General features: G+C 59.4%; 23 protein-coding genes and 1 pseudogene. 8 read left to right on the forward strand and 16 right to left on the reverse strand.

The window, feature by feature from the left end; genetic code table 11:
- Positions 1 to 3 precede the first annotated feature (3 nt).
- From tauD to VNV36_RS11890, 7 genes are all read right to left on the reverse strand, one after another.
- Positions 4 to 846 carry a taurine dioxygenase gene (gene tauD / locus VNV36_RS11860; protein ID WP_325717922.1) on the reverse strand — a complete coding sequence of 281 codons (843 nt, stop codon included), beginning with the start codon at positions 844 to 846 and terminating at the stop codon, positions 4 to 6.
- A 135-nt stretch (positions 847 to 981) separates the two neighbouring features.
- Positions 982 to 1,815 (reverse strand): taurine ABC transporter permease TauC, encoded by an 834-nt coding sequence (tauC, locus tag VNV36_RS11865; protein ID WP_064361595.1) that lies wholly within the window; start codon positions 1,813 to 1,815, stop codon positions 982 to 984.
- On the reverse strand, positions 1,812 to 2,606 hold the full coding sequence (gene tauB / locus VNV36_RS11870) for a taurine ABC transporter ATP-binding subunit (RefSeq protein ID WP_325717923.1): 795 nt from the start codon (positions 2,604 to 2,606) through the stop codon (positions 1,812 to 1,814). The genes tauC and tauB overlap by 4 nt, the downstream gene beginning before the upstream one ends.
- A gap of 16 nt (positions 2,607 to 2,622) precedes the next feature.
- Positions 2,623 to 3,600 carry a taurine ABC transporter substrate-binding protein gene (gene tauA / locus VNV36_RS11875; protein WP_325717924.1) on the reverse strand — a complete coding sequence of 326 codons (978 nt, stop codon included), beginning with the start codon at positions 3,598 to 3,600 and terminating at the stop codon, positions 2,623 to 2,625.
- A gap of 274 nt (positions 3,601 to 3,874) precedes the next feature.
- Entirely contained in the window at positions 3,875 to 5,458 is a 1,584-nt protein-coding gene (gshA, locus tag VNV36_RS11880) for a glutamate--cysteine ligase (protein WP_325717925.1), read from the reverse strand.
- Between the two features lie 246 nt (positions 5,459 to 5,704).
- Positions 5,705 to 6,088, reverse strand: a complete 384-nt coding sequence (locus VNV36_RS11885) for a PaaI family thioesterase (RefSeq protein WP_325717926.1) — start codon at positions 6,086 to 6,088, stop codon at positions 5,705 to 5,707.
- Positions 6,088 to 8,412, reverse strand: coding sequence for a Tex family protein (locus VNV36_RS11890; RefSeq protein ID WP_325717927.1), 2,325 nt, complete (start codon positions 8,410 to 8,412; stop codon positions 6,088 to 6,090). Before VNV36_RS11890 ends, VNV36_RS11885 begins: the two co-directional genes overlap by 1 nt.
- Before the next feature lie 358 nt (positions 8,413 to 8,770).
- Between VNV36_RS11890 and ompR the strand changes: the two genes are divergently transcribed.
- Both ompR and VNV36_RS11900 read left to right on the forward strand, forming a co-directional pair.
- The gene (ompR, locus tag VNV36_RS11895) at positions 8,771 to 9,511 is read left to right on the forward strand and encodes an osmolarity response regulator transcription factor OmpR (RefSeq protein ID WP_186551544.1); all 741 of its coding nucleotides are present in this window, start codon (positions 8,771 to 8,773) and stop codon (positions 9,509 to 9,511) included.
- A gap of 114 nt (positions 9,512 to 9,625) precedes the next feature.
- A complete protein-coding gene (locus tag VNV36_RS11900) occupies positions 9,626 to 10,939 on the forward strand; it encodes an ATP-binding protein (protein WP_325717928.1) in 1,314 nt (437 codons plus the stop codon).
- Positions 10,940 to 11,058: 119 nt separating this feature from the next.
- On the opposite strand, the gene rimK is transcribed toward VNV36_RS11900, so the two are convergent.
- Genes rimK through rimA form a run of 3 tightly spaced genes read right to left on the reverse strand, consistent with a single transcriptional unit; the run spans position 11,059 to position 13,236 of the window.
- A complete protein-coding gene (gene rimK / locus VNV36_RS11905) occupies positions 11,059 to 11,964 on the reverse strand; it encodes a 30S ribosomal protein S6--L-glutamate ligase (RefSeq protein WP_121731683.1) in 906 nt (301 codons plus the stop codon).
- Positions 11,961 to 12,440 (reverse strand): retropepsin-like aspartic endopeptidase RimB, encoded by a 480-nt coding sequence (gene rimB, locus VNV36_RS11910; protein ID WP_016772184.1) that lies wholly within the window; start codon positions 12,438 to 12,440, stop codon positions 11,961 to 11,963. The genes rimK and rimB overlap by 4 nt, the downstream gene beginning before the upstream one ends.
- A 16-nt stretch (positions 12,441 to 12,456) precedes the next feature.
- Positions 12,457 to 13,236: a S6 modification regulatory phosphodiesterase RimA gene (gene rimA, locus VNV36_RS11915; RefSeq protein ID WP_325717929.1), complete on the reverse strand. Its 780-nt coding sequence runs from the start codon at positions 13,234 to 13,236 to the stop codon at positions 12,457 to 12,459.
- 116 nt (positions 13,237 to 13,352) lie between these two features.
- On the opposite strand from rimA, the gene hslR reads away from it, so the two are divergent.
- The gene (gene hslR / locus VNV36_RS11920; protein ID WP_325717930.1) at positions 13,353 to 13,757 is read left to right on the forward strand and encodes an Hsp15 family ribosome-associated heat shock protein; all 405 of its coding nucleotides are present in this window, start codon (positions 13,353 to 13,355) and stop codon (positions 13,755 to 13,757) included.
- A gap of 92 nt (positions 13,758 to 13,849) precedes the next feature.
- Here the strand turns inward: hslR and VNV36_RS11925 are convergent, their stop codons facing one another.
- The gene (locus VNV36_RS11925) at positions 13,850 to 14,650 is read right to left on the reverse strand and encodes a phosphatase PAP2 family protein (protein WP_325717931.1); all 801 of its coding nucleotides are present in this window, start codon (positions 14,648 to 14,650) and stop codon (positions 13,850 to 13,852) included.
- Between the two features lie 107 nt (positions 14,651 to 14,757).
- On the opposite strand from VNV36_RS11925, the gene hslO reads away from it, so the two are divergent.
- The gene (gene hslO, locus VNV36_RS11930; RefSeq protein WP_325717932.1) at positions 14,758 to 15,660 is read left to right on the forward strand and encodes an Hsp33 family molecular chaperone HslO; all 903 of its coding nucleotides are present in this window, start codon (positions 14,758 to 14,760) and stop codon (positions 15,658 to 15,660) included.
- 181 nt (positions 15,661 to 15,841) lie between these two features.
- Entirely contained in the window at positions 15,842 to 17,383 is a 1,542-nt protein-coding gene (locus VNV36_RS11935; protein WP_325717933.1) for a phosphoenolpyruvate carboxykinase, read from the forward strand.
- A gap of 77 nt (positions 17,384 to 17,460) precedes the next feature.
- On the opposite strand, the gene VNV36_RS11940 is transcribed toward VNV36_RS11935, so the two are convergent.
- The 4 genes and pseudogenes from VNV36_RS11940 to VNV36_RS11955 all read right to left on the reverse strand — a co-directional run bounded on the left by VNV36_RS11940 (position 17,461) and on the right by VNV36_RS11955 (position 20,084).
- The gene (locus tag VNV36_RS11940; RefSeq protein WP_281922396.1) at positions 17,461 to 17,733 is read right to left on the reverse strand and encodes a type II toxin-antitoxin system RelE/ParE family toxin; all 273 of its coding nucleotides are present in this window, start codon (positions 17,731 to 17,733) and stop codon (positions 17,461 to 17,463) included.
- On the reverse strand, positions 17,733 to 18,179 hold the full coding sequence (locus VNV36_RS11945; protein ID WP_325717934.1) for a hypothetical protein: 447 nt from the start codon (positions 18,177 to 18,179) through the stop codon (positions 17,733 to 17,735). Before VNV36_RS11945 ends, VNV36_RS11940 begins: the two co-directional genes overlap by 1 nt.
- A 113-nt stretch (positions 18,180 to 18,292) precedes the next feature.
- Positions 18,293 to 18,596, reverse strand: a pseudogene (locus tag VNV36_RS11950) (hypothetical protein).
- Between the two features lie 345 nt (positions 18,597 to 18,941).
- The gene (locus VNV36_RS11955) at positions 18,942 to 20,084 is read right to left on the reverse strand and encodes a hypothetical protein (protein ID WP_325718010.1); all 1,143 of its coding nucleotides are present in this window, start codon (positions 20,082 to 20,084) and stop codon (positions 18,942 to 18,944) included.
- A 304-nt stretch (positions 20,085 to 20,388) separates the two neighbouring features.
- Between VNV36_RS11955 and VNV36_RS11960 the strand changes: the two genes are divergently transcribed.
- The 3 genes from VNV36_RS11960 to VNV36_RS11970 all read left to right on the forward strand — a co-directional run bounded on the left by VNV36_RS11960 (position 20,389) and on the right by VNV36_RS11970 (position 24,332).
- Positions 20,389 to 22,317 (forward strand): RecQ family ATP-dependent DNA helicase, encoded by a 1,929-nt coding sequence (locus VNV36_RS11960; RefSeq protein WP_325717935.1) that lies wholly within the window; start codon positions 20,389 to 20,391, stop codon positions 22,315 to 22,317.
- A gap of 211 nt (positions 22,318 to 22,528) precedes the next feature.
- Positions 22,529 to 23,755 (forward strand): 3-hydroxyacyl-CoA dehydrogenase, encoded by a 1,227-nt coding sequence (locus VNV36_RS11965; protein WP_325717936.1) that lies wholly within the window; start codon positions 22,529 to 22,531, stop codon positions 23,753 to 23,755.
- Positions 23,756 to 23,900: 145 nt separating this feature from the next.
- Entirely contained in the window at positions 23,901 to 24,332 is a 432-nt protein-coding gene (locus tag VNV36_RS11970) for an acyl-CoA thioesterase (RefSeq protein WP_325717937.1), read from the forward strand.
- 54 nt (positions 24,333 to 24,386) lie between these two features.
- Here VNV36_RS11970 and VNV36_RS11975 read toward each other — a convergent pair whose 3' ends face one another.
- Positions 24,387 to 24,872 (reverse strand): glycine zipper domain-containing protein, encoded by a 486-nt coding sequence (locus VNV36_RS11975; protein ID WP_325717938.1) that lies wholly within the window; start codon positions 24,870 to 24,872, stop codon positions 24,387 to 24,389.
- Positions 24,873 to 25,143: the final 271 nt, after the last annotated feature.

Raw genomic sequence — 25,143 nt, forward strand, 5'->3', positions numbered from 1 at the left:
TAATTACCGAAAAAACGGCACATCCCCCAACACCGTAGCCCGCTGCATCACCCGCCGCGCCGGGCGGTAATCGTCTACAGCGTAATGCTGGGTCACGCGGTTATCCCAGAAGGCAATGTCGTCCTTCTGCCAGCGCCAGCGAATGGTGAATTCCGGCCGGGTCGCGTGGGCGAACAGAAACTTCAGAACCGCCTCACTCTCTGTTTCCGACAGCTCATTGATTTTCGACGTAAAGCCTTCGTTAACGAACAGCGACCGCCGCCCGCTCACCGGGTGCGTGCGAATTACCGGATGCGACAGCGGTGGATTCTTGCGCCGCGCTTCTTCCCATTGAGCGAGCGCTTGCGGGGTGTTGCCGTAGCGCTCCAGCGGAAACGAACGGGTGAAATCGTGGGTCGCGGTCAGACCCTCGAGCAGGGTTTTCATCGGCGCCGACAACGCTTCATACGCGGCGATGCCGCTGGCCCACAACGTATCGCCACCGAACTCGGGCAGCAACTTGGCGCTGAGCACCGCGCCCATCGCCGGTGTCGGCAGGAAAGTCACGTCGGTGTGCCAGATCGCGTTGTCGCGCACGTCGGTGACGGCGGTGTCGAGGATCAGCACTTCCGGTTGCTCCGGCACGTTCGGGTAGATCGGGTGAATGTGCAGGTCGCCGAAATAGTGCGCGAAGCGGGCCTGTTGCGACGGTTCGATCGGCTGGTTGCGGAAGAACAGCACCTGATACTTGAGCAGCGCCTGCTCGATGGCGTCGCGGTGTTCCAGGCTCAGCGGCTGGCTGATGTCGACGCCGCTGATCTGCGCGCCGAGGGCCGGGCTTAACGGAGTGATGTCGAGGGTGCTCATGGTCTTTCTCTTCAATTGCGGTAATCACCGCCGTGTAGGAGCTGCCGAAGGCTGCGATCTTTTGATCTTGATCTTCAAAAGCAAGATCAAAAGATCGCAGCCTTCGGCAGCTCCTACACAAGGGATACAAAAGTTTCAGTGCGCCTGGCCGTGCCACGGCACCAGTTTGCGTTGCAGGGCGCGCAGGCCCATTTCCATGGCGAAGGCAATCAGGGCGATGACCAGAATCCCCAGCACCACCACATCAGTGACCAGGAACTGCGCCGCCGACTGCACCATAAAGCCCAGGCCACTGGTGGCCGCGATCAGTTCGGCGGCAACCAGCGTCGACCAGCCAACACCCAGGCCAATGCGCACGCCGGTGAGAATGTCCGGCAGGGCGCTGGGCAAAATCACATGGCGAATCAACTGCGCGCGCGTCGCGCCCAGCGACTGCGCCGCGCGCAGTTTTGCCGGGTCAACCGTGCGCACGCCGGTCGCGGTAGCGATGGCAATCGGCGCAAAAATCGCCAGGTAGATCAGCAGCACTTTCGACAACTCGCCGATGCCGCACCAGATCACGATCAATGGCAAATAGGCCAGCGGCGGGATAGGGCGATAGAACTCGATCAGCGGATCGAGCACGCCACGGGCGATGCGGTTGGCGCCGATGGCGATGCCCACCGGCACCGCGGTCAGAATGGCAAAACCCAGGCCCAGGCCGATGCGACTGAGGCTGGCGCCGAGGTGCTGCCACAACGTTGAATCCATGTATCCGGAAGTCGCCAGCAGCCAGCCCTTTTGCAGCACGGCGGAGGGTGGCGGCAGAAACAGCGGCTCGATCAACCCGCTGGCGGTCACCGCCCACCAGATCGCCAGCAGGCCGAACAGGGTCAGCAGGCTGATCCAGCGTGTACTCAGACTGCGACGCACCGGGATGCTCACCGAAGGGGTTTTCACCGCCGCAGCGGAAACGTCGTAACTGCTCATGCGCGCTCCTGCCGTTGCACGGCGCTGCGTTGCGAGAAGACTTTGCTCAGCACATGCTCTCGGGTTTCGATGAAACGCGGATCGGATTTGATTGCCCGGGCGGACTCGCCAGCGGCGTAGCGCTGACCGAAATCCAACTGCAGACGCTCAACGATCTGCCCCGGATTCGGCGCCAGCAGAATCAGGTCGGTGGCGAGGAACACCGCTTCTTCAATGTCGTGGGTAATCAGGAAAACCGGCTTGGCGGTGCGCTGCCAGACTTGCAGCAACAGCTCCTGCATCTGCTCGCGAGTGAATGCGTCGAGTGCGCCGAACGGCTCGTCCATCAGCAGCACGCGCGGGTCGGCGGCAAGGGCGCGGGCCAGACCGACGCGTTGTTTCTGGCCTCCGGACAATTGCCAGATGCGCCGGTCTTCGAACCCGGCGAGATCGACCAGCGCGAGCATGTCCCGGGCGCGCTGTTCGCGTTTGTCCTTGCCGACACCGGCCAGCTCCAGGCCGAAGGCAACGTTGGCCAGCACGTCCTGCCAAGGCAGCAGGGCATCGTCCTGGAACACCACGCCTCGTTCGGCGCTCGGGCCTTTGACCGGCACGCCGTCAAGAGTGATGCGCCCTGCACTCGGTTCGACGAAACCGGCAATCAGGTTCAACAGCGAAGTCTTGCCACTGCCGGACGGGCCGAGGGCGACCAGCAGTTGCTGCGGCCCCAGGGTCAGAGAAATATCCGCCAGCACCGGCTCCGGGCTGCCCGGGTACTGTGCGCTGATGCGCTCCAGCTGTAGCAATGCCATCGCTGTGAACTCCCGATCAGTTGGTGATGAATTTGGCGCTGACGTACGGCGCGTAGTCCGGCAGCACCGCTTCGACCTTGCCTTGCTCCTTGAGGAACACCGCGGTGTCGGTAATGGCTTTGGTGGTCGGCGCGCCGAGGTCACTGACCTGATCCGCCGCCAGCGGGTAGACGTTGCCCTGCAGCAGTAACGGAATGTCGCTGGCCTTGGCACCCGAGAGTTTCACCAGTTTGTCGATGTTGCCCTGGTTGGCCAGCCACGCTTGCGGATCCTTGCGGTAGTCGGCGTAGGCGTCGAGGGTGACTTTGGCGAACGCTCTGACGATTTCCGGGTGCTTCTCGGCGAAGTCTTTGCGCACGATCCACGCATCGAACGTCGGTGCGCCGAACTTGGCCAGTTCGCCGGAGGTCATCAGCACTTTGCCGTTTTCCTTGGCCACGCCCAGTGCCGGATCCCAAACGTACGTAGCGTCGATATCGCCGCGTTTCCACGCCGCGATGATCGCCGGCGGGGCGAGATTGAGCACGGTGACTTTCGAAGGATCGATGTTCCAGTGCTTGAGTGCCGCGAGCAGGCTGTAGTGCCCGGTGGACACGAACGGCACGGCGATCTTCTTGCCGATCAGATCCTGCGGAGTGTTGATGCCGGAACCATCACGCGCGACCAATGCTTCCGCGGCGCCGATCTGCGTGGCAATCAGGAACGTTTCGACCGGGACTTTGCGGGTGATCGCGGCGGTCAACGGGCTCGAGCCGAGATAGCCGATCTGCACGTCACCGGAAGCGATGGCGGCGATGATGTCGGCGCCGTTATCGAATTTGCGCCAACTGATATCGGCCTTGGTGGCTTTCTCGTAGGCACCATCGGCCTGAGCGACTTTCGCCGGGTCGACGGTGGTCTGGTAGGCAACGGTGAGGTCGGCCGCTTGGGCCAGGAAGCTTGCAGCAGCCAGCGAGGCGGCGGCGAGCAGGCGAAGCGGGAAATTCAGTTTCAATTTAGAACTCCAGATCAGGCGACCGAATGTCAGCGTGAAAGGAGACTAAATGATCTAAGAATCGATAAATAAATAACTTTTTCGAATGAGCTTATGAGCGGAAAACGTAGGCGTAGCGGGGCGGTTGGCACCTGTGGCGAGGGAGCTTGCTCCCGCTGGAGGCCGAAGGACTCCCAAATCCATCAACGCATTTCGTCTGATGCTCCGCGTTGAATAATTTACGACTGCTGCGCAGCCGAGCGGGAGCAAGCTCCCTCGCCACAGGGAACGGTGGTTAGTTACTGATGGCGAGGATGCTCGCCTGGTACGCGCCGACAAACACATCGAAATCGCCGACCTCGTTCTGTTCAAGCTCGGTCTGCTGCACCAGTGATGCGCTCGCCAGTTCTTCAAACTTCGCCTGCTCATCGGCCGCCAGCGGCTCGCTGCGGAAGAATTCGGCATGCGCCTGGCTCTGGCGTAACGAGAACCGGGCAAAGCTTTCCTTGTGCTCAGCCATCGCTGCCAGCACCTGTGCCGACGGCGTCAACGACGGGTCGCTGACCTTGGCCAATTGTGCATCCAAAGCCTTGCTGTGAGCGTCGCCGCCAACGCTCTGATCGAGCAGCGCCGCCAGCGGGGCAATCTGTTCCAGCAACTCGGCTGCCCAGGCCTTCATCTCGATCGGCTGGCCGTCACGCTGCAATTGCAGACCAGGACGGCGACCTTCCTTGACCACGCTGAGGAAATTCGAGGTGGCGTTGCCGCACGACGTATTGGTCAGCAGCGGGCTGTCGTTCAGCGCGCAGTACAACAGGAACGCGTCGATGAAGCGCGACTCGGTGAGGTCGATGCCCATCGGCAGGAACGGGTTGATGTCCAGGCAACGCACTTCGACGTACTGGATACCGCGCGCCATCAGTGCCTGAATCGGTCGCTCGCCGGTGTAGGTCACGCGTTTCGGGCGGATGTTGGAGTAGTACTCGTTTTCGATCTGCAGGATGTTGGTGTTGAGCTGCACCCACTCGCCATCCTTGTGCGTACCGACTTCCACGTAAGGCGCGTACGGCGTGGCCACGGCCTTGCGCAGGCTGTCGGTGTAACTGGCCAGATCGTTGTAGCACGGCGTCAGACCGGCCTGGGCGTTGCTCTGATAACCCAGATCGCTCATGCGCAGGCTGGTCGCGTAAGGCAGGTACAGCGTGTCCGGATCGAGCTGTTCGAGCTGATGCGAACGCCCGCGCAAGAAGCCGGCGTCCAGCGCTGGCGACGCACCGAACAGGTACATCAACAGCCAGCTGTAGCGACGGAAGTTACGGATCAGGGCGATGTAGGACACCGACTGAAAATCGCGATCGGTGCCGACGAAACCTTCAGCCTCGCGCAGCAACGGCCAGAGCTGTTCCGGCAGGGAAAAGTTGTAATGAATCCCGGCGATGCACTGCATGGTCTTGCCGTAACGCAGGGCCAGGCCCTTGCGGTAGACGTACTTGAGCTGGCCGATATTGGAGGTGCCGTAATAGGCGATCGGGATGTCTTCCTCGGCCGGCAACGGGCACGGCATCGATGGACTCCACAGGTACTCGTTGCCGAGCTTGCTGTAGGCAAAGCGGTGAATCCTGTCCAGGCTCGCCAGCGTGTCGGCAGGATCCGGCAGGGCAGGCGTGATGAATTCCAGCAGCGACTCGGAGTAGTCGGTGGTGATCTGTTCGTTGGTCAGCGCGGAACCCAGGGCTTCGGGGTGCGGTGTTTGCGCCAGGCGACCTTCACTGGTCACGCGCAGGCATTCACGTTCGATACCGTGCAGACACTGCTTGAGCAGAGAGAGGTTAGCGCGCTCGCCGAGCAGAGCCAGGCGGCGGTTGAGAAGTTCGCTCAATTTGGATTCCTTCACGCGTCAGTCGCCCCAATATGGGGGTGGGCAGGACGGTCTACAAGGGTGAAGTTGAAACTGGCGTTATCGCCTGGTTTTCTAGCCTGTCAGCCGCACACATAACCCGTAGGAGCTGCCGCAGGCTGCGATCTTTTGATCTCGCTGTTGAAAAACAAAATCAAAAGATCGCAGCCTGCGGCAGCTCCTACAGGATTCATTGCGCCGAAATTAACTCAAAATGATGAGCGACATCTACAGGACAGCGAAGGTGCCTTGCGCTTTTGCGACCAGTTTGTCGCCCTGCATCACCTCGGCTTCGACCACCAGCGTGCGCCGGCCCGGGTGGATGACCCGCGCCGTGCACAGCACCTCGCCGTCGGAAACGGCGCGGATGTAGTTGATCTTGCACTCGATAGTTGCGCTCTGCTGATCGAAGCCATGGCTGCTGGAACAGGCCAGGCCCATGGCAATATCGACCAGGCTGAACAGCGCGCCGCCGTGCAATTTGCCGCCGCGGTTGCGCAGCTCCGGTTGCAGCGCCAGGGCGACTTGCGCCACCCCGGTTTCGAGGCTGTGCAGGCGGCAGCCCAACAGCTTGAAAAATGCGCTCTCGACGAGTCCGGCGGGCATCTCCATCAGCGCTTCTTCAACTGCTTGGCGTTGGCGAACAGCGAGGCCATTGCGTTGTTGACCGGCGCGGCGGTGGCGGTCTCCTTGCGCGGCGCGCTGCCCGACGACTGGCGCGGTGCCGAGCCCGGACGCGAACCACGGGCGCCGTCGACCTTCTCGCCCGGGGTGTCGCTCATGCGCATCGACAAACCGACGCGTTTGCGCGGGATGTCGACTTCCATGACCTTCACTTTGACCACGTCACCGGCCTTCACCGCTTCGCGCGGATCCTTGATGAACTTCTCCGACAGCGCCGAGATGTGCACCAGACCGTCCTGGTGCACGCCGATGTCGACGAACGCGCCGAATGCCGTCACGTTGGTCACCACGCCTTCGAGAATCATCCCCGGTTGCAGGTCCTTGAGGTCTTCGACGCCTTCCTGGAACTCGGCGGTCTTGAACTCCGGACGCGGATCGCGACCCGGTTTCTCCAGCTCTTGCAGGATGTCGGTGACGGTCGGCAGACCGAAGGTTTCGTCGGTGAACTTCTTCGGATCCAGACGCTTGAGGAACGCGGCGTCGCCGATCAGCGAGCGGATGTCGCGGTCGGTTTCAGCGGCAATACGCTGCACCAATGGGTAGGCTTCAGGGTGCACCGCCGACGAATCCAGCGGATTGTCGCCATTCATCACGCGCAAGAAACCGGCGGCCTGTTCAAAGGTTTTCTCGCCCAGGCGCGCGACTTTCTTCAACGCTGCACGAGTTTTGAACGCACCGTTTTCGTCGCGGTGCGCAACGATGTTCTGTGCCAGCGTTGCATTGAGGCCGGAGATCCGCGCCAGCAACGCCACCGAAGCGGTATTCACGTCCACGCCCACGGCGTTCACACAGTCCTCGACCACGGCATCCAGACTGCGCGCCAGTTTCAGCTGCGACACGTCGTGCTGGTATTGGCCGACGCCGATGGATTTCGGATCGATTTTCACCAGCTCGGCCAGTGGATCCTGCAGGCGGCGGGCGATGGACACGGCGCCACGGATCGATACGTCGAGGTCGGGGAATTCCTTGGCTGCCAGTTCCGACGCTGAGTAGACCGAGGCGCCGGCCTCGGAGACCATGACCTTGGTCATTTTCATCGCTGGGTATTTTTTGATCAGCTCGATGGCCAGTTTGTCGGTCTCGCGACTGGCTGTGCCGTTGCCGATGGCGATCAGGTCTACCGAATGCTTGGCGCACAGGGCCGCCAGAATTGCGATGGTCTGATCCCATTTGTTGTGCGGCACGTGCGGGTAAACCGTGGCGTGATCGAGCAGCTTGCCAGTCGAATCGACCACCGCAACCTTGCAGCCCGTGCGCAGGCCCGGGTCGAGGCCCAGGGTAGCGCGCGGGCCGGCCGGAGCAGCCAGCAGCAGGTCGTGCAGGTTGTGCGCGAAGACGTTGATCGCTTCGGTTTCCGCGCCGTCGCGCAGCTCGCCCAGCAGGTCGGTTTCCAGGTGGGTGTAAAGCTTGACCTTCCAGGTCCAGCGCACCACTTCACTGAGCCATTTGTCCGCCGGGCGATTCTGGTTCTGGATGCCGAACTGCTGGCCGATCATGCCTTCGCACGGGTGCATGGTGCCGGGCAGCTCATCGCCGACCTTCAGCGCAGAGCTGAGAATGCCTTCGTTGCGGCCCCGGAAAATCGCCAGGGCGCGGTGCGACGGCATGCTTTTCAGCGGCTCGTCGTGTTCAAAGTAATCGCGGAACTTGGCGCCTTCCTCTTCCTTGCCGGCGATGACGCGGGCGCTGAGGATTGCTTCCTGTTTGAGGAAGTTGCGCAGTTTTTCCAGCAGGCTGGCGTCTTCGGCGAAGCGCTCCATGAGGATGTACTTGGCGCCTTCCAGCGCAGCCTTGACATCTGCCACGCCTTTTTCGGCGTTGACGAAGCGCGCGGCCTCGACTTCTGGCGTCAGGTTCGGGTCGTTGAACAAGCCGTCGGCCAAGTCTCCGAGGCCGGCTTCGAGGGCGATCTGGCCTTTGGTGCGGCGCTTCTGCTTGTACGGCAGGTACAAGTCTTCGAGACGGGTCTTGGTGTCGGCGAGCTTGATGTCGCGCTCGAGGGCAGGAGTGAGTTTGCCTTGCTCTTCGATGCTGGCGAGGATGCTGATACGCCGCTCGTCGAGTTCTCGCAGATAGCGCAGGCGCTCTTCCAGATGACGCAACTGGGTGTCATCGAGGCTGCCGGTGACTTCTTTCCGGTAACGGGCGATGAAGGGTACGGTAGAACCCTCATCGAGTAGCGCGACGGCCGCTTCGACCTGTTGTGGGCGTACACCGAGTTCCTCGGCGATGCGGCTGTTGATGCTGTCCATAAAACCACCTGACATATGTGAAAAGCAGGCTCACAGGCACGCGGATAAAGGCCTGGAGGCTGATTGAGCGGCTGGAAAACTGCCGCTGCCTGGATCAAGAGGCAGCCCATTGACCCGTGAAATCCAACGGTTACTGCACAGGGCCGGAAAAAATACCGGCCACTTACGGTAACGATTCAGACGTTGCCTGGCGCAAAACGCCGCGCATTATAACCAGCGTTCTGTCATTCGGGGGCGTTGCAGCCTGTAGGCATAAACCCCGGTTTTCTGGCAGTGAAGGAAAAATCTGCTAACAATGCACACGGTGCGTATAACGGCAGCTACGCCATAATGCGCGCCGAGCTAAAAGGAGCATCCAATGAGCAGCACTGCACAAACGGCTGAAGGCGAAAAAATTCTTATCGTTGATGACGATCCGGGGCTGAGCAGCCTGCTGGAGCGTTTCTTCGTCAGCAAGGGCTACCGCGCCCGTACCGTTCCGAACACCGAGCAGATGGATCGTCTGCTGTCGCGTGAAGTGTTCAATCTGGTCGTCCTCGACCTGATGCTTCCGGGGGAAGACGGCCTGACCGCTTGCCGCCGTCTGCGTGGCGCGAACAATCAGATTCCGATCATCATGCTCACCGCCAAGGGCGACGAGCTGAGCCGTATCAAGGGCCTCGAACTGGGCGCCGACGATTACCTGGCCAAGCCGTTCAACCCGGACGAGCTGATGGCGCGTGTCAAAGCGGTACTGCGCCGTCAGGCTGCACCGGTACCGGGCGCGCCGGGCAGCGAAGACGAAAATGTCACCTTCGGTGATTACGTGTTGTCGCTGGCCACCCGCGAACTCAAGCGTGGCGATGAGGTGCACATGCTCACCACCGGTGAGTTCGCTGTCCTCAAGGCGCTGGTGATGAACGCGCGTCAGCCGCTGACCCGCGACAAGCTGATGAACCTGGCCCGTGGCCGCGAGTGGGATGCGCTGGAGCGTTCCATCGACGTGCAGATCTCGCGTCTGCGCCGGATGATCGAGCCCGATCCGTCGAAACCGCGCTACATCCAGACTGTATGGGGCGTGGGTTATGTGTTCGTACCGGATGGCACCGCCACCAAGTGATCGGTGATTTGTAGGAGCGGGTCTGCAAGGCGTTGGTCGCCTGACCATTGCCACAGACTCGCAATCCGCAATATGCGAGCATTGCTCGCTCCTGCAAGTGTGTAGCGGTTAAAGATGAAAACCCCCGTCTGGTTCCCCCAAAGCTTTTTCTCCCGCACCCTCTGGCTGGTGCTCATCGTCGTGCTGTTTTCCAAGGCGCTGACCCTGGTTTATCTGTTGATGAACGAGGACGTGCTGGTGGATCGCCAATACAGCCACGGCGTCGCCCTGACGCTGCGCGCCTATTGGGCGGCCGATGAGGAAAACCGCGCGAAAATTGCCGATGCCGCGACCCTGATTCGTGTGGTCGGCGCCGGCGTACCGGAAGGCGAACAGCACTGGCCGTACAGCGAAATCTATCAGCGCCAGATGCAGGCGGAGCTGGGTGCCGACACCGAAGTGCGTTTGCGCATGCACTCGCCACCGGCGCTGTGGGTCAGGGCCCCGAGTCTGGGCGATGGCTGGCTGAAAGTACCGTTGTATCCACATCCGCTGCGCGGCCAGAAAATCTGGAACGTGCTCGGCTGGTTCCTCGCCATCGGCCTGTTGTCGACGGCGTCGGCATGGATATTCGTCAGCCAGCTCAACCAGCCGTTGAAGCGTCTGGTCTACGCCGCGCGGCAGCTCGGTCAGGGCCGCAGCGTGCGCCTGCCGATCAGCGACACGCCGAGTGAAATGACCGAGGTTTACCGTGCCTTCAACCAGATGGCCGAAGACGTCGAGCAGGCCGGGCGCGAGCGCGAGCTGATGCTGGCGGGGGTGTCACACGACCTGCGCACGCCGCTGACGCGCTTGCGCCTGTCGCTGGAGTTGATGGGCGATCACACCGACCTCACCGACGACATGGTTCGCGATATCGAAGACATGGACGCAATTCTCGACCAGTTCCTCGCGTTCATTCGCGACGGTCGTGACGAGTCGGTGGAAGAAGTCGACCTTAGTGATCTGGTGCGCGAAGTAGCCGCGCCGTACAACCAGAGCGAAGAGAAAGTCCGCCTGCGCCTGGAACCGATCCAGCCGTTCCCGCTGCGTCGAGTGTCGATGAAGCGCCTGCTCAACAACCTGATCGGTAACGCCTTGAACCACGCCGGCACGGGTGTTGAAGTGGCCGCTTATGTGTCAGGTGATACCAGCGCGCCGTATGTGGTGCTGAGCGTGATGGACCGTGGCGCGGGGATCGATCCTTCCGAGCTCGAGGCGATTTTCAACCCGTTTACCCGAGGCGATCGGGCGCGTGGCGGCAAGGGCACCGGGTTGGGGCTGGCGATCGTCAAGCGGATTGCGGCGATGCATGGCGGTAACGTCGAATTGCGCAATCGCTCTGGTGGAGGGCTTGAGGCGCGGGTGAGGTTGCCGCTTGGATTGATGTTGCCCCGAGATGCGGTTTAGAAGCAGCTACAAGCTACAAGCTGCAAGCTGCAAGCTGCAAGCTACAAGCTACAAGCTACAAGCTACAAGCTACAAGCAAAGCGCTTTCCACTTGCAGCTTGGAGCTTGAAGCTGCTCCTCTAGCCCTTGCCCTTGGTGCGGGTCATATTCGGTCCGCCGTTCTTTTCAAGATGCTCGATGATGATCCCTGCCACGTTCTTCCCGGTGGTTGTCTCGATCCCTTCCAGTCCCGGTGACGAATTCACCTCCATCACCAACGGCCCATGATTGGAGCGCAGGATATCCACACCCGCCACCGCCAGGCCCATGACTTTCGCGGCGCGCAAGGCGGTCATGCGTTCTTCCGGCGTGATCTTGATCAGGCTGGCGCTGCCGCCACGGTGCAGGTTGGAGCGGAACTCACCCGGTTTGGCCTGACGCTTCATCGCCGCGATCACCTTGTCGCCGACCACGAAGCAGCGGATGTCCGCGCCGCCGGCTTCCTTGATGTATTCCTGAACCATGATGTTCTGCTTCAGGCCCATGAACGCTTCGATCACCGACTCTGCCGCCGTGGCAGTTTCGCACAGCACCACGCCGATGCCTTGAGTGCCCTCGAGAACCTTGATCACCAGCGGTGCGCCGTTGACCATGGCGATCAGGTCGGGAATATCGTCCGGCGAGTGGGCAAACCCGGTGACCGGCAAGCCGATTCCGCGCCGCGACAACAACTGCAGCGATCGCAATTTGTCTCGCGAGCGAGCAATGGCCACCGACTCGTTGAGCGGGAACACACCCATCATTTCGAACTGACGCAACACCGCGCAGCCGTAGAACGTCACCGACGCGCCAATGCGCGGAATCACCGCGTCGAAACCTTCCAGCGGTTTACCGCGGTAGTGGATCTGCGGTTTGTGGCTGGCAATGTTCATGTAGGCGCGCAAGGTGTCGATCACCACCATTTCATGCCCGCGCTCGGTTCCGGCTTCGACCAGACGGCGGGTGGAATACAGACGCGGATTACGCGACAGCACAGCGATCTTCATGCAACACCTGTGGAGGAGGTAGATACCGGGAACACCGGCTTGTCTTGTACATATTTGATGCCCGGATTGACCACCAGCTGGCCATCGATCAGGGCTTTGGAACCGAGCAACAGGCGATAACGCATGGACTTGCGGCAGGCTAGGGTGAACTCCACTGGCCAGACCCGATCTCCCAGGGCCAGCGTGGTGCTGATCACGTAGCGCACCTGCGCATGGCCGTTGGAGCTTTTGATGGTTTTGCGCGTGACCAGCGGTGCTTCGCAGCGCCGGTGACGCAACTGCACCACCGTGCCCAGATGCGCGGTGAAGCGCACCCACTTTTCGCCGTCGCGTTCGAACGGTTCGATGTCGGTGGCGTGCAGGCTGGAGGTGCTGGCGCCGGTGTCGATTTTCGCGCGCAGGCCCGCGACTCCCAGACCCGGGAGCGCCACCCACTCGCGCAGACCGACAACGGTCAAATGATCAAATGTCTTCAATGAAAAAAACCAAGAATTAACGTTGCCAGGCCTCGGCTGGCACCTGGGCCAATGCTTTGAATGCAGGTTTGGCAAACCAGTAGCCCTGCATCAGAAAAATTCCACTGTCGGCCAGAAAGTCGCGTTCTCCGGCGCTCTCGATGCCTTCGGCAATGACTGTAACGCCCAACTCCGCACACATTGTGACAATCCCCCGCACGATCACCTGGCGGACACGGTCTTGATCGACATCGCGGATCAGCGCCATATCGAGTTTGATCAGGTCCGGTTGGAAATCAGCCAGCAGATTGAGCCCCGAATAACCGGCACCGAAATCGTCGATGGCGGTCTTGAAGCCGAATTCGCGGTATTCACGCAGAATATTGGTCAAATGGCGATAGTTATCTACGTGCTCGCTTTCCAGGGTTTCAAAAATCAGTCGGTCGATCGGAAAGTCGTGTTTTCGCGCGGCCTCCAGTGTGCTGCGAATGCATAGCTCTGGACGGTAGACGGCGTTGGGCAGAAAGTTGATAGACAAGTGTGTCTGCATATTAAGTCTGGCCGCGCCTTCGATGGCGCGAGTCCGGCAGAGCTGGTCGAAACGGTAGCGGTTGTCTTCTGTTACCTGATTTAACACGGACAGCGCACCCTCACCGGCCACGCCTCGAATCAGCGCTTCGTGGGCAAATACCGACTGGTCGCGCAGGTCGACAATCGGTTGATAGGCGAAAGCAAAGTCGAAATCCAGCGGTTCACTTTGCTGGCAGCCTTTGCAACCGCCATTGGGCGAGGTCAATGAAGTCGGAAACTTTGTCACTCGATCACTCCAGGCCGTTCATGCGGCGAAGATCACAGTCTATCTGGGGGGCCGAGTTCTTGCGCCCGACAGAAACGGTAGTACAGTTCCGACTACTGGCTGAGCGAGGAATTCATATGGCGCAGAAACAGGAGGAGGACGACAAGGTCCGTCTCGATAAATGGCTTTGGGCGGCGCGTTTTTACAAGACCCGTGCCCTGGCCAAAGCGGCGATCGAAAGTGGCAAGGTGCATTGGCGTGGCGAGCGCTGCAAACCGGGCAAGGAACCGCGCATTGGCGACGAGTTCGAAATTCGCACCGGCTTCGAAGTGCGCACTGTGAGGGTCGAGGCCCTGTCGATCGTGCGGCGTGGCGCACCCGAGGCGCAGACCTTGTATGCCGAAACCGAAGCGAGTATCGCCAAGCGTGAAGCGGCTGCGGCGATGCGCAAGGCAGGGTCGCTGGGCGTGAGCACCGATGGCAAGCCGAGCAAGAAGCAGCGGCGGGATCTGTTCAAATTCCGCGGAAACAACGACGAATAAAAAGATCGACCACAACACGGCAGCTCCTACAGTTGGAATGCGATCCTCTGTAGGAGCTGCCGAAGGCTGCGATCTTTTCGAGGCTCCACCATTTACCGGGCGGAAATTACACTCATCCGCGACACCAGCGGCAGCTTGCCCAGCAAACTGAAGATCGGCGCGGTCAGCTTCAACCAGAAGTTTGCCGCATGGCAGGCAAACGGCGTGTAGTAACCCCAACCCAACGCCCACACCGCCAGCAGTACGCCCCCGATGTAATCGTCCTGGCCCCAATGCGCGCCGGCCACCAGGCGCGGCAGCATGAACAGAACGGCCAGGCCCCAGACCGTCAGGAACTGACCGATCGTGCGGCTGAAAACGCCCATGAACAACGCCCAGATCAACAGCACCGACGCGTGATCACCAGGGAAACTCTGGCCGGAGCGGTCCTTCAGCTCCCAGGTTTTTTCCAGATGCGGAAAGTAGTCGCTGATGTGCACAGCGCCTTCGAGCACCATCGATGGGCTGCTGTGCTGCCAGCCCATGTGATCGGAAAATTTGGAAAACAGCGCGCGAATCACCACCATCAACAGCAGGATCGAGAAAAAACCGAAGAACGCGCGGCGCACGTCAATCGCCCGAAACACCCAGTCGCCCTTGATCAGCAGCGTCAGCAGAATCAGTCCGACGACGATGTCGAACGGGCGCAGACTTGCAATTGCCCAGATGTGGAGCCATATCGGGTTGCTGGCCAGTGGTGCATTCAGCGAGCGGAACAGCCACTCGTCGAAAATCACACACAGCATCTGGCCGGTAGGCCATAACCAGAAAGCCAGTAGCGCCAACGGCACTACGTTACACAGAACCAGCCGGCCGAGGTTCCACCTTGATTGGAACAAACCCGGATTGTTCATAAAATGCCTCCCATGGCGAAAAAGCGCCGGCACCAAAAAAAGTGCCAGCAAGCGCAAATTTTCACGTTTTGTAACCATTTTGTCATCACATTCAGATACCCAGACCTATGACCGACCTAGCGGATACCGATTTCACTCAACGCTTCATCTTTGATGACAGCGACACTCGCGGCGAACTGGTAGCGCTGGAGCGCAGCTACGCTGAAGTCCTCGCCAAACACCCGTACCCGGAGCCGGTCGCGCAGTTGCTCGGCGAGTTGATGGCGGCCGCCTCGTTACTGGTCGGCACACTCAAGTTCGATGGCCTGCTGATTTTGCAGGCGCGCTCGGAAGGTCCGATTCCGCTGCTGATGATCGAGTGTTCCAGCGAGCGCGAAATCCGTGGCCTGGCGCGCTATGACGCCGAGCAGATTGCGGCGGACGCCAGCCTCGGCGATCTGATGCCCAACGGTGTTCTGGCCTTGACCGTCGACCCGACTGTGGGTCAGCGCTATCAGGGCATTGTCGATCTCGACGGTGAAACCCTCTCGGATTGCTTCACCAACTACTTCGTCATGTCGCAACAGGTCGGCACCCGTTTCAAGCTGTTCGCCGACGGTCGTCGCGCCCGTGGTCTGCTGCTGCAACAATTGCCCGCCGATCGCCTGAAAGACGAAGAAGAGCGCGCCGCCAGCTGGCAGCACCTCACCGCGTTGGCCAGCACTCTGAGCGCCGATGAACTGCTCAGCCTGGACAACGAAACCGTGCTGCATCGTCTCTACCACGAAGAGCAAGTGCGCCTGTTCGATGTGCAGCATTTGCGTTTCAGTTGCAGCTGCTCGCGGGAACGCTCCGGCAATGCGCTGGTCAGTCTTGGGCTGGAAGATGCGCTGGCGCTGGCAGCCGAGCAGGGCGGCAAAGTCGAGATCGATTGCCAGTTCTGCAATCAGCAGTACCTGTTCGATGCAGCCGATATTGCTCAATTGTTCGCTGGCGCGGGCGTCGATACGCCGTCAGATACCCGTCACTAAAACGGTTCAGCGCAGGTAAATTCACTGCGTAATGACGGAATATCGCCGTTACGACGGGAGGACCCTACTCTTTTTGGGCTTTTCTGGCATAATCCGGCCCACTTTTTTCGCGGTAGTAGTGCACGACTTTCTACTACAAAACGTTTGGAGCACACTCGGCCACTGGCCGACGGGGAACCTCATGACGCAAGCCAATAACGCCGTGTACACCGATCTGAGTGTTGATGATCTGGTAAAAGAAGCCCTGAATCGCGGTGAAGGCGAGCTTGCCGATACCGGCGCTCTGGTTGTTCGCACCGGTCACCGCACCGGCCGTTCGCCAGTCGACCGTTTCATCGTTGAAGAACCTTCCACCCAGGCCGCCATCGCCTGGGGCCCGATCAACCGCAAGTTCCCGGCCGACAAGTTCGATGCCCTGTGGGCTCGCGTCGAGGCCTTCAACAACGCGCAAGAGCACTTCGTTTCCCACGTGCATGTAGGCGCGGCGGAAGATCACTACCTGGCCGTGAAAATGACCACGCAGACTGCCTGGCAGAACCTGTTCGGTCGTTGCCTGTTCATCAACCCGGCCCAGTACAACCCGGCAGGCCGTGAAGAATGGCAAGTGCTCAACGTCGCCAACTTCGAATGCGTGCCTGAGCGTGACGGCACCAATTCGGACGGTTGCGTGATCATCAACTTCGCGCAGAAGAAAGTGCTGATCGCCGGTATGCGTTACGCCGGTGAGATGAAGAAAGCCATGTTCTCCGTGCAGAACTTCCTGCTGCCGGCCGCTGACGTGTTGCCAATGCACTGCGCTGCCAACATCGGCGAAGACGGCGACGTGACGTTGTTCTTTGGTCTGTCGGGCACCGGTAAAACCACCCTGTCGGCCGACGAAAGCCGTTACCTGATCGGTGACGATGAACACGGCTGGGGCGAAGGCGTGGTCTTCAATATCGAAGGTGGTTGCTATGCCAAGTGCATCGATCTCTCCGAGAAGAACGAGCCAGTCATCTGGAAAGCCATCAAGCACGGCGCCGTGCTGGAAAACGTCGTCATCGACGACGCCAAGCATGCTGATTACGCCGATGTCAGCCTGACCCAGAACAGCCGCGCAGCCTACCCGCTGGAGCATGTTGCCAAGCGTTCCGAGAAGAACCTGGGTGGCGAGCCAAACGCGGTGATCTTCCTGACCTGCGACCTGACCGGCGTATTGCCGCCAGTGTCGATCCTCAACGAAGAACAAGCGGCCTACCACTTCCTGTCCGGCTACACCGCGCTGGTGGGCTCGACTGAAATGGGCTCGGGCAGCGGCATCAAGTCGACCTTCTCCACCTGCTTCGGCGCACCGTTCTTCCCGCGTCCGGCTGGTGAGTACGCCGAGCTGCTGATCAAACGTATCCGTGGCTTCGGCTCCAAGGTCTATCTGGTCAACACCGGCTGGACCGGCGGCGGCTACGGCGTCGGCCAACGCTTCAACATCCCGACCACCCGCGCAGTGATCGCCGCGATCCAGAGCGGCGCGCTGATCGGTGCTGCCACCGAGCACCTCGACACCATCAACCTCGACGTGCCACTGGCTGTTCCGGGTGTTGAGACGAACCTGCTCAACCCACGCAATACCTGGGCTGACAAGGCGGCGTACGATGAGGCAGCGAAAGCACTGGCCGGTCTGTTCATCGAGAACTTCAAGAAGTTCGAAGTGAGCGACGCGATCAAGGCGGCTGGGCCGAAGTTGTAAGTAGTGGTTTGCAGTGAATGAAAAAACCGCCCTTTGGGGCGGTTTTTTTATGAGCGAAGACAGCTTGATCCTCTTAACTATGGCCATTGCCGCCGTGCATGCAGGACTCGCAGCACTTCAACACAGTCTTTTTTGATTGCGTAGACGATGACGTAGTTGGAGGCTGCAACGATTTCACGTGTGCCGTCGACCTTGCCCTTTTTGTACAAGGTTGGGCGCTGTCTTGCGATTTCCCCTTTTGATTCGAACATTTCATCGAGGTCCGCAGCCGCGTCGGGGTTGTCCTGGCTGATGCGGTTCATTATCCGGTCTCGGTCAGCAAGCGCTTCCGGGCGCCAGACCAACCTCATCAGCGTCCTCGTTGACGCAGGGCATCACGTTTGGCGGCGAATATTCGGCGAGCGTCTGCATCGCTGACACTAGGTCTTGGATCATCGATGCTGATCTGAACCTGACGCTTGAACCATTCTTCATAAGCGGCAGCTTCATGCGCTTGCTTCAACGCTTCGGAGCGATCGGGGCGGGCGTAAGTTTTCAGTTGCAGCGGGTCATAACCGGAGGCATCCACATTGAATTGGCTAATGCCCAAGCCTTGCAAGTAGGTCACCAGCGTCTCCATTTTTTTGAACAGCCGCACTTGACCACTGCGCTGAGCGGTCAGCTTATAAATGTTCCTGCCTTGATGAATTTCGATCGACCAGCCACCCGGTTTGGCTACGATATTCGTGCCGCTGACAGAACCGTTTTCAACCAGGTGAACAAGGGTGCTGTGATCGATGGTTTCAGTGCTGGTCATAAAAGCGAGTCCTTCGCTGAGTAATGGCTCCCATCGTACGCAATCAATAGTAGTTTGCAAAATTCGACTCCTTGCGCTGCACAGGACGTGGACAGCGATGATGATGTTGTTCGTTACCGGGCCGGCGCTTTCCAGTTGAGCATTTGTGTCTGCGCGACTTGCAGCAGGTCGCAGCCGTCCTGGGTCAGCAGGTACAGGGCGTGGGTGATGTGGGGGATGTCTTCAACGTCGGCTTGTTTGAAGCTCAGGCAATACAGGGTTTGCAGAAGGTCGCTGGAGGCGCGCAGGCGCTGGACGGCGCACTCGAGGATGTCATGCGGGCTAGGCTTGTGTGTCGATGATCAGCGGTTTGCTGTCGGTGAGGTTTGATTCGAGTGGGCGGTAGCGATCGGTGGTGTATTGACTGCGTGCTTTCATTTTTCGACCCTCAGATGCTGCAAATGAAGCCGCCACATCGTGACCAAGCGACAGGAGGCGACTGTGTTCGGGTTGGTCAACCGGTGAGGATCGTGCACATACCCGGCACACCCGAGGGTGTCCCAAACACAGTCACCATAAACTGCAGGCAAATGAGTGCCCGCAGCATACAGTGCATGCGTATACACGAATCAATCGGGTGACCAAGCCCGAGTCGCTGAACAGACAGCAACAGCCACGACTATAGGTTCGTACTCCCACCTCGCGATAGCCGACAAAGCATCGCGTGAAGTAGGAACGGGACGAACTCTATGCCGGACGTTGCTATCGATTCTTCAACGTTTTTCAACGTAAATGCTGGTAACCGGAAATATCCAGCAGGCTCGTGGTCAGCCCGGTTGCCGGCCGGTAGATCGGGCCTTTCACTGCCGAGAACGGCACGCCTTTGCTGCCCAGCGAGACATAGCGCTCGCCTTTGTCCAGTTCGGTGAAATAGGTGTAGGACTGGCTGTGCATCTTCTTGTAGCGAGCTTCGTCGGTGACGATGGCGCCAGTGAGGCGCAGCAGGTCGGCATCGCTCAGGTCGAGGGTTTTGCTCAGTGGCACGCCCCAGCGTTTAAGGCAGATTTCGGCGAGATGGCGAACGATACGCCCCGGCTCGATCAGCGCGTTGAGGTCGCTGCTGCTGGTGGGGTCGCCGCCAAGCGCCGTGGCGTTGCCAGCCAGGGTGGCGTGGCGACCGGCCATTGGATAGATCGAGGTTCTGGTGCCAGTAGCGGTTTGCGGTATCACGCAGCTGAAGCCTTTCGAGCGCTCGTCGCGGGCATAGAATGCGATGTATTCCTTGACGTTGGATTGAAGTTTTACCCGGTGCTCTTGAAAGTTGCCGATTCCCGGAACTGGATCGATCGCGAAGATGTTCACTGGAATATGTTTGAGTGCAGCGTCCTTGAACATTGCATTGGCGAGCATATGGCAACTGACACCACCACGGCTCCAGCCCACCAGATTGACTCGCGTGGGAATGATGCCGTCCTTGCGGAAAGTCTTGATGATTTGTTCCTGTAACTTTTGTTGCGTGATACTGCGGTCGCCATAGTTGTATTTGCGCCAGAGCCAGGAGCCTTCAACTTTTACATCTTCGATAGGGATGCCTGCGGCTTTGAGACGGTTATATTCTGCTTCGGTCAGTTGTTTACGCTGCCAGTCGCATTTGCCTTTGATAATGTTCACGGCGTGTTGCACGTTTTCCTCCCAGCCTTTACCGAACAGGGTGCCGGACAGGCCGTATTCAGAAGTCTTGGTGAACAGGTCATCAGCTTGCAGATTGCCGCTGCCAGGGCCATCAACGACGATCCACTCGGCAAATTCGCGCCCACTGTGGTGGGCAGCAAGCGTGGAAACGACTTCGCCGTCCCAGTAGCTTTTATGTTTGTCGTCAAACTTGTTGGAGCCGGTGCCGCAAAAAAATATGGTTAACGTTGTCATGGTATTGCCCTTATTTGTATTTAAGAGCAATCAACTTAGTTGAGATAATCAGGGTCGATAAAGTGATTCGTTGTTTCTGGTTTTGTAGGTGTGGTAGAGCTCGTTTGTTTGTTGTTCTTTTATTGATGTTGGCTGGGTTGTAATTAACAGATTTTTATCGCTGCAGTTTTATCGGGCTGGCGACCCATTGTGAGTGCCCTATACCCTGTATCATTCCGTATCGATTTAGCCCCGACCTTTTCTCGACTCGCTGCGATTGCCCGCTAGGCTTTCGACATGGCAGCGGTCAAAGGAGTGACAGCGAATGCACAACACCCTGAAACAGGTTTTTGGTTATCCACAGTTCCGGCCCGGCCAGGAGGCCGCGATCAGCGCGGTGCTGGCGGGGCGCTCGGCGGCGGCGATCTTTCCCACTGGCTCCGGCAAATCCCTTTGCTATCAACTGCCGGCGCTGTTATTGCCGCACCTGACCCTGGTGGTCTCGCCCCTGCTGGCGTTGATGCAGGATCAGTTGGCCTTCCTCAAGCGCCACGGCATCTCGGCGGGCAGCATCGATTCGGCACAAAGCCGCGAGGATGCCAACGACGTCATGGCCCGTGCGCGCTCAGGTGATTTGAAGATTCTGATGATTTCCGTCGAGCGTCTGAAAAACGAGCGCTTCCGCAATTTTCTGCAGCAGGTGCCGATCTCGTTATTGGTGGTCGACGAGGCGCACTGCATTTCCGAATGGGGTCACAATTTTCGCCCCGATTATTTGAAACTGCCGGACTACCAGCGCCAGTTCAACATCCCGCAGGCTCTGCTACTAACCGCAACGGCCACACCTGAAGTCATCGCTGACATGCAGGCAAAATTCGCTATCGTCCCAGCGGATGTAGTAACCACCGGTTTCTATCGGCCCAACCTCAACCTGCTGGTCGAGCCTGCGCGCGGACAGGACAAGCGCCGACGTCTGGTCGAATGGATGACTGAGCATCCTGGGCAACCGAGCATTGTTTACGTCACGTTGCAGAAGACCGCCGAACAGATCGCCGCGCATCTGCAACGCAACGGAATCCAGGCCGAGGCGTATCACGCAGGCTTGCCCCACGATCAGCGTGAAGGCATCCAGCACCGTTTCATGGCCGGGCAGTCCAATTGCATCGTCGCCACCATTGCCTTCGGTATGGGCATCGACAAGAGCGACATCCGCAACGTCGTGCATTTCGATCTACCCAAATCCATCGAAAACTACAGCCAGGAAATCGGCCGCGCCGGGCGCGACGGGCAGCCCTCCGATTGCCTGGTACTGGCCAACCGCGACAGCCTCAATGTGCTGGAGAATTTCGTTTACGGCGATACGCCCGAGCGTGATGGCATTCGTTATGTACTCGATGAACTGAAAGCTTCGGTGTCTGAGGGGCAGTGGGAGTTTCTGCTCGGGCCTTTGGCGGATCAGAGCAATATTCGCTCGTTGCCATTGAAGACGTTGCTGGTGCAGCTGGAGCTGCGCAGTCTGATCGCTCCGCGTTACGCCTATTACGCCGAATATCGCTTCAAATACTTACTGGAACCTGAGGCACTGCTCCAGCGCTTCGAAGGCGAGCGCAGGGACTTCGTCGCGGCGATCATCCAGACGTCGGCTTGCGCACGTACCTGGGCCACGGTGAATTTCGAGGCGATGTATACGCAGTATTCCGCCGAGCGCAACCGCGTGGTGACGGCGCTGGATTACTTCCAGGAGAAGGGCTGGATCGAGCTTGAGAGCAAGCAGATGACCGAGGTTTACAGCTTGTTGCACAGCGATTTTGATAGTGATGCTCTAAGCGCTGAGCTGCATGCGTACTTCACTCTGCACGAACAGGCCGAAGTGGCGCGGATTCACGCCATGCTTGAGGTGTTTTCCACCGAACGCTGCCTGGGTTATCGCCTGGCCGAGTATTTCGGTGATCACAATGCCCCTGAGCAGTGCGGCCATTGTTCGGTGTGTCACGGGCAAATCGCGCGGTTGCCCGAGCCGCCGCCATTACCGCCGCTTGTGGATAAGAACTTCGCGCAACTGTGTGGTGAATTTATCCACAGGCATGAGCAGCACACGGGCGGTGTTCCAACCGCCGAGCGGCTGACGCGGTTCCTGTGCGGCATCAGCGTGCCATTGTTCACCAAGCTCAAGGCGCGCGCGATTCCAGGATTCGCAGCGCTGGAAGAGTACCGCTACGCCGAGGTCCGCGAGTGGGCGCAAGAGCACCTCTGATCTGTAGGAGCTGCCGAAGGCTGCGATCTTTTGATGTTGATTTCTTCAAGATCAAAGGATCGCAGCCTTCGGCAGCTCCTACGTTAAGAGTCATCCAGTCAGGTCCTCTATCCATCCGCTGAATGTCAATCATCACGCTAATAAACTTCAAAAAGCGTCGTTGCCTGACTAAGGTTGGGATCTGTCTTTGGATCGCCAACAAGAGAACAACATGAGCCAGACATCCTTCGATATTCAGCAGGCTGCCGTGATCGGCGCGGGTACCATGGGCCGCGGCATTGTCATGTGCCTGGCCAATGCCGGCGTGAGCGTGCAATGGGTGGACAACAACCCACAGATGCTTGAACAGGCGCTGGCGACGGTCGCCGAGACTTATGCACACAACGTGCGTCAGGGTCGGGTCGATCAGAGCGAGGCGGATGCGCGCATGGCTCGCGTCTCGGCGGCGGCGGATTACGCAGCGATTCGCAATGTCGATCTGGTGATTGAAGCGGTGTACGAGAACCTCGAGTTGAAGCAGAAGATCTTTCGCGAACTCGATGGCCTGCTCAAGCCCCAGGCGCTGCTGGCGAGCAACACCTCGGCGCTGGATATCGACGCCATAGCCGCCGCGACGCGGCGCCCGGCGCAGGTGCTGGGCCTGCATTTTTTCAGTCCGGCGCACATCATGAAACTGCTGGAAATCGTGCGTGGTGCGCAAACTTCGCAGGCCGCCCTGGACGCAGCGTTGGTGCTCGGCAAGCGCATGGGCAAGGTCAGCGTGGTGTCGGGCAACTGCCACGGTTTCATCGGCAACCGCATGCTCCATCCGTACGTGCTCGAAGCGCGCAAGATGCTTCTCGAAGGCGCTTATCCACAGCAGGTTGATGCTGCGCTGCAAGGCTTCGGGTTCGCCATGGGGCCATTTCGCATGTACGACGTGGTCGGGATTGATCTGGAGTGGCGTGCTCGAGAACTCGCCGGCGAAGGGCAGGATGCGCCGCAGGTCCAGATAGATAACCGTCTTTGCGAAATGGGCCGGTTCGGGCAGAAGTCCGGTAACGGTTATTACCATTACGAGCCGGGCAGTCGCCAGGCCGAGCATGATCCTGAAGTCGATGCATTGGTGCTGCGGGTCAGCGAACAGTTGGGGTTCCAACGCCGCGAGATCGGCCCTGAAGAAATCCTTGAACGCTGCCTGCTGGCGCTGGTCAACGAAGGCGCGAAGATCCTGCAGGAAGGCATTGCCAGCTCGGCCCATGATATCGATCTGGTGTACCTGAACGGCTATGGCTTTCCAGCGCAGAAGGGCGGTCCGATGGCCTGGGCAGATCAACAAGGGCTGGCGGATATTCATCAGCGCTTGCTGGCGCTGGAAACGCGCCAGGGCGATCAGTGGAAGCCGGCGCGGTTGATCGGCGAGTTGGCGGCGCAGGGGAAGGGGTTTGCGGATAGTTGATACTTGCCGGCCATGCTGACGTCTTCGCGAGCAGGCTCGCTCCCACAGGTTGGCGCGTTCCATTGTGGGAGCGAGCCTGCTCGCGAAGGCCTTGCCACGGTTTTTAAATAAGACTCGCCGAAATATTTCAAGGAATCGCTCATCAATGTCCAGCCCGGCACCACAGCGCACCGACTACCCCCACTTCCAGCCAATCACCACGCGCTGGCACGACAACGACGTCTACGGTCACGTCAACAACGTGACCTACTACAGCTTCTTCGACACCGCGGTGAACACCTACCTGATTCAGGTTGGAGGCCTGGATATTCATCACGGCGAAGTGGTCGGCGTTGTAGTCAGTTCGGCCTGCGACTACTTTGCATCGATTGCTTTCCCGGATCTTATCGAGATCGGTTTGCGGGTCGGCAAGCTGGGCAACAGTTCGGTGCAGTATGAGCTGGCCATCTTCAAGGTCGGCGAGAGCGAGGCGTGTGCGGCGGGGCGGTTTGTGCATGTATTTGTGGATCGGGCAAGTAATCAGCCTGTGCCGATCCCTGCCGGGTTGCGCGAGGCGCTGCAACGGCTGGTCATCTAGAGGCGTAAAAAAAATCGCAGCCCGGGGGCTGCGATTGTCGTTCAAGCCTTCGCCTTAACGGTGGCGATAGTACTTGTGATGCTTGCGGTGGCCGTAAGCATGACCGCGACCTGGGTGACCACGGTCGCGATAGTAGCGACGGTCATCGTAGCGGCGATCGTAATGACGATCATCGTCGTCGCTCTTGTTGCCCATGTAGTTACCCAGCGCGCCACCCGCGCCGCCACCTGCGGCGGAGCCGATCAGGCTGCCGGTAGTGCCGCCCAGGCTGCGGCCAACCACGTTGCCGCCGGCTGCACCCAGTGCACCGCCGATGGCCGCTTCGCCACGGCTGCGTTTGTCTGCGCCGACTGCGCTACCACCCGCGCCGCCCAGGGCTGCGCCGATGGTGGAACCTGTATTGCCGCCTAACGATTGACCGACGACCGAGCCAAGAACCCCGCCCAATGCGCCGCCCACACCTGCTTCGGTGGTGCCTCCGGCAGAAGCAAAGCCGCTGACCAGGCCAAGGGACAACAAGAGAATCGAGGAGAACTTCATAGAGGATGAGCCTCAAAGGGATGACGGCGCCGATCCTGAGGCTCTGCAATAGGCGTGACAATCAAAATCCGACGAATAGCACGACTTGTATACAATATTGCAAGTTACTGTTTTTTCACCGGAACTTAACCGATTTTCGCCGGTCTTTAGCTACTTCGGACAGGCCGTTTTCATGCAGAAACGGCCTTTTTTGTGGGCGTTTGAAAATTGCTTGAGCTCAGACATGTATTGCTTGAACCGACGCCTTCGCGAGCAAGCTCGCTCCCACATT

Origin of the sequence: Pseudomonas sp., assembly GCF_035554175.1 — a bacterium.
In the GTDB taxonomy this organism is placed as follows: domain Bacteria; phylum Pseudomonadota; class Gammaproteobacteria; order Pseudomonadales; family Pseudomonadaceae; genus Aquipseudomonas.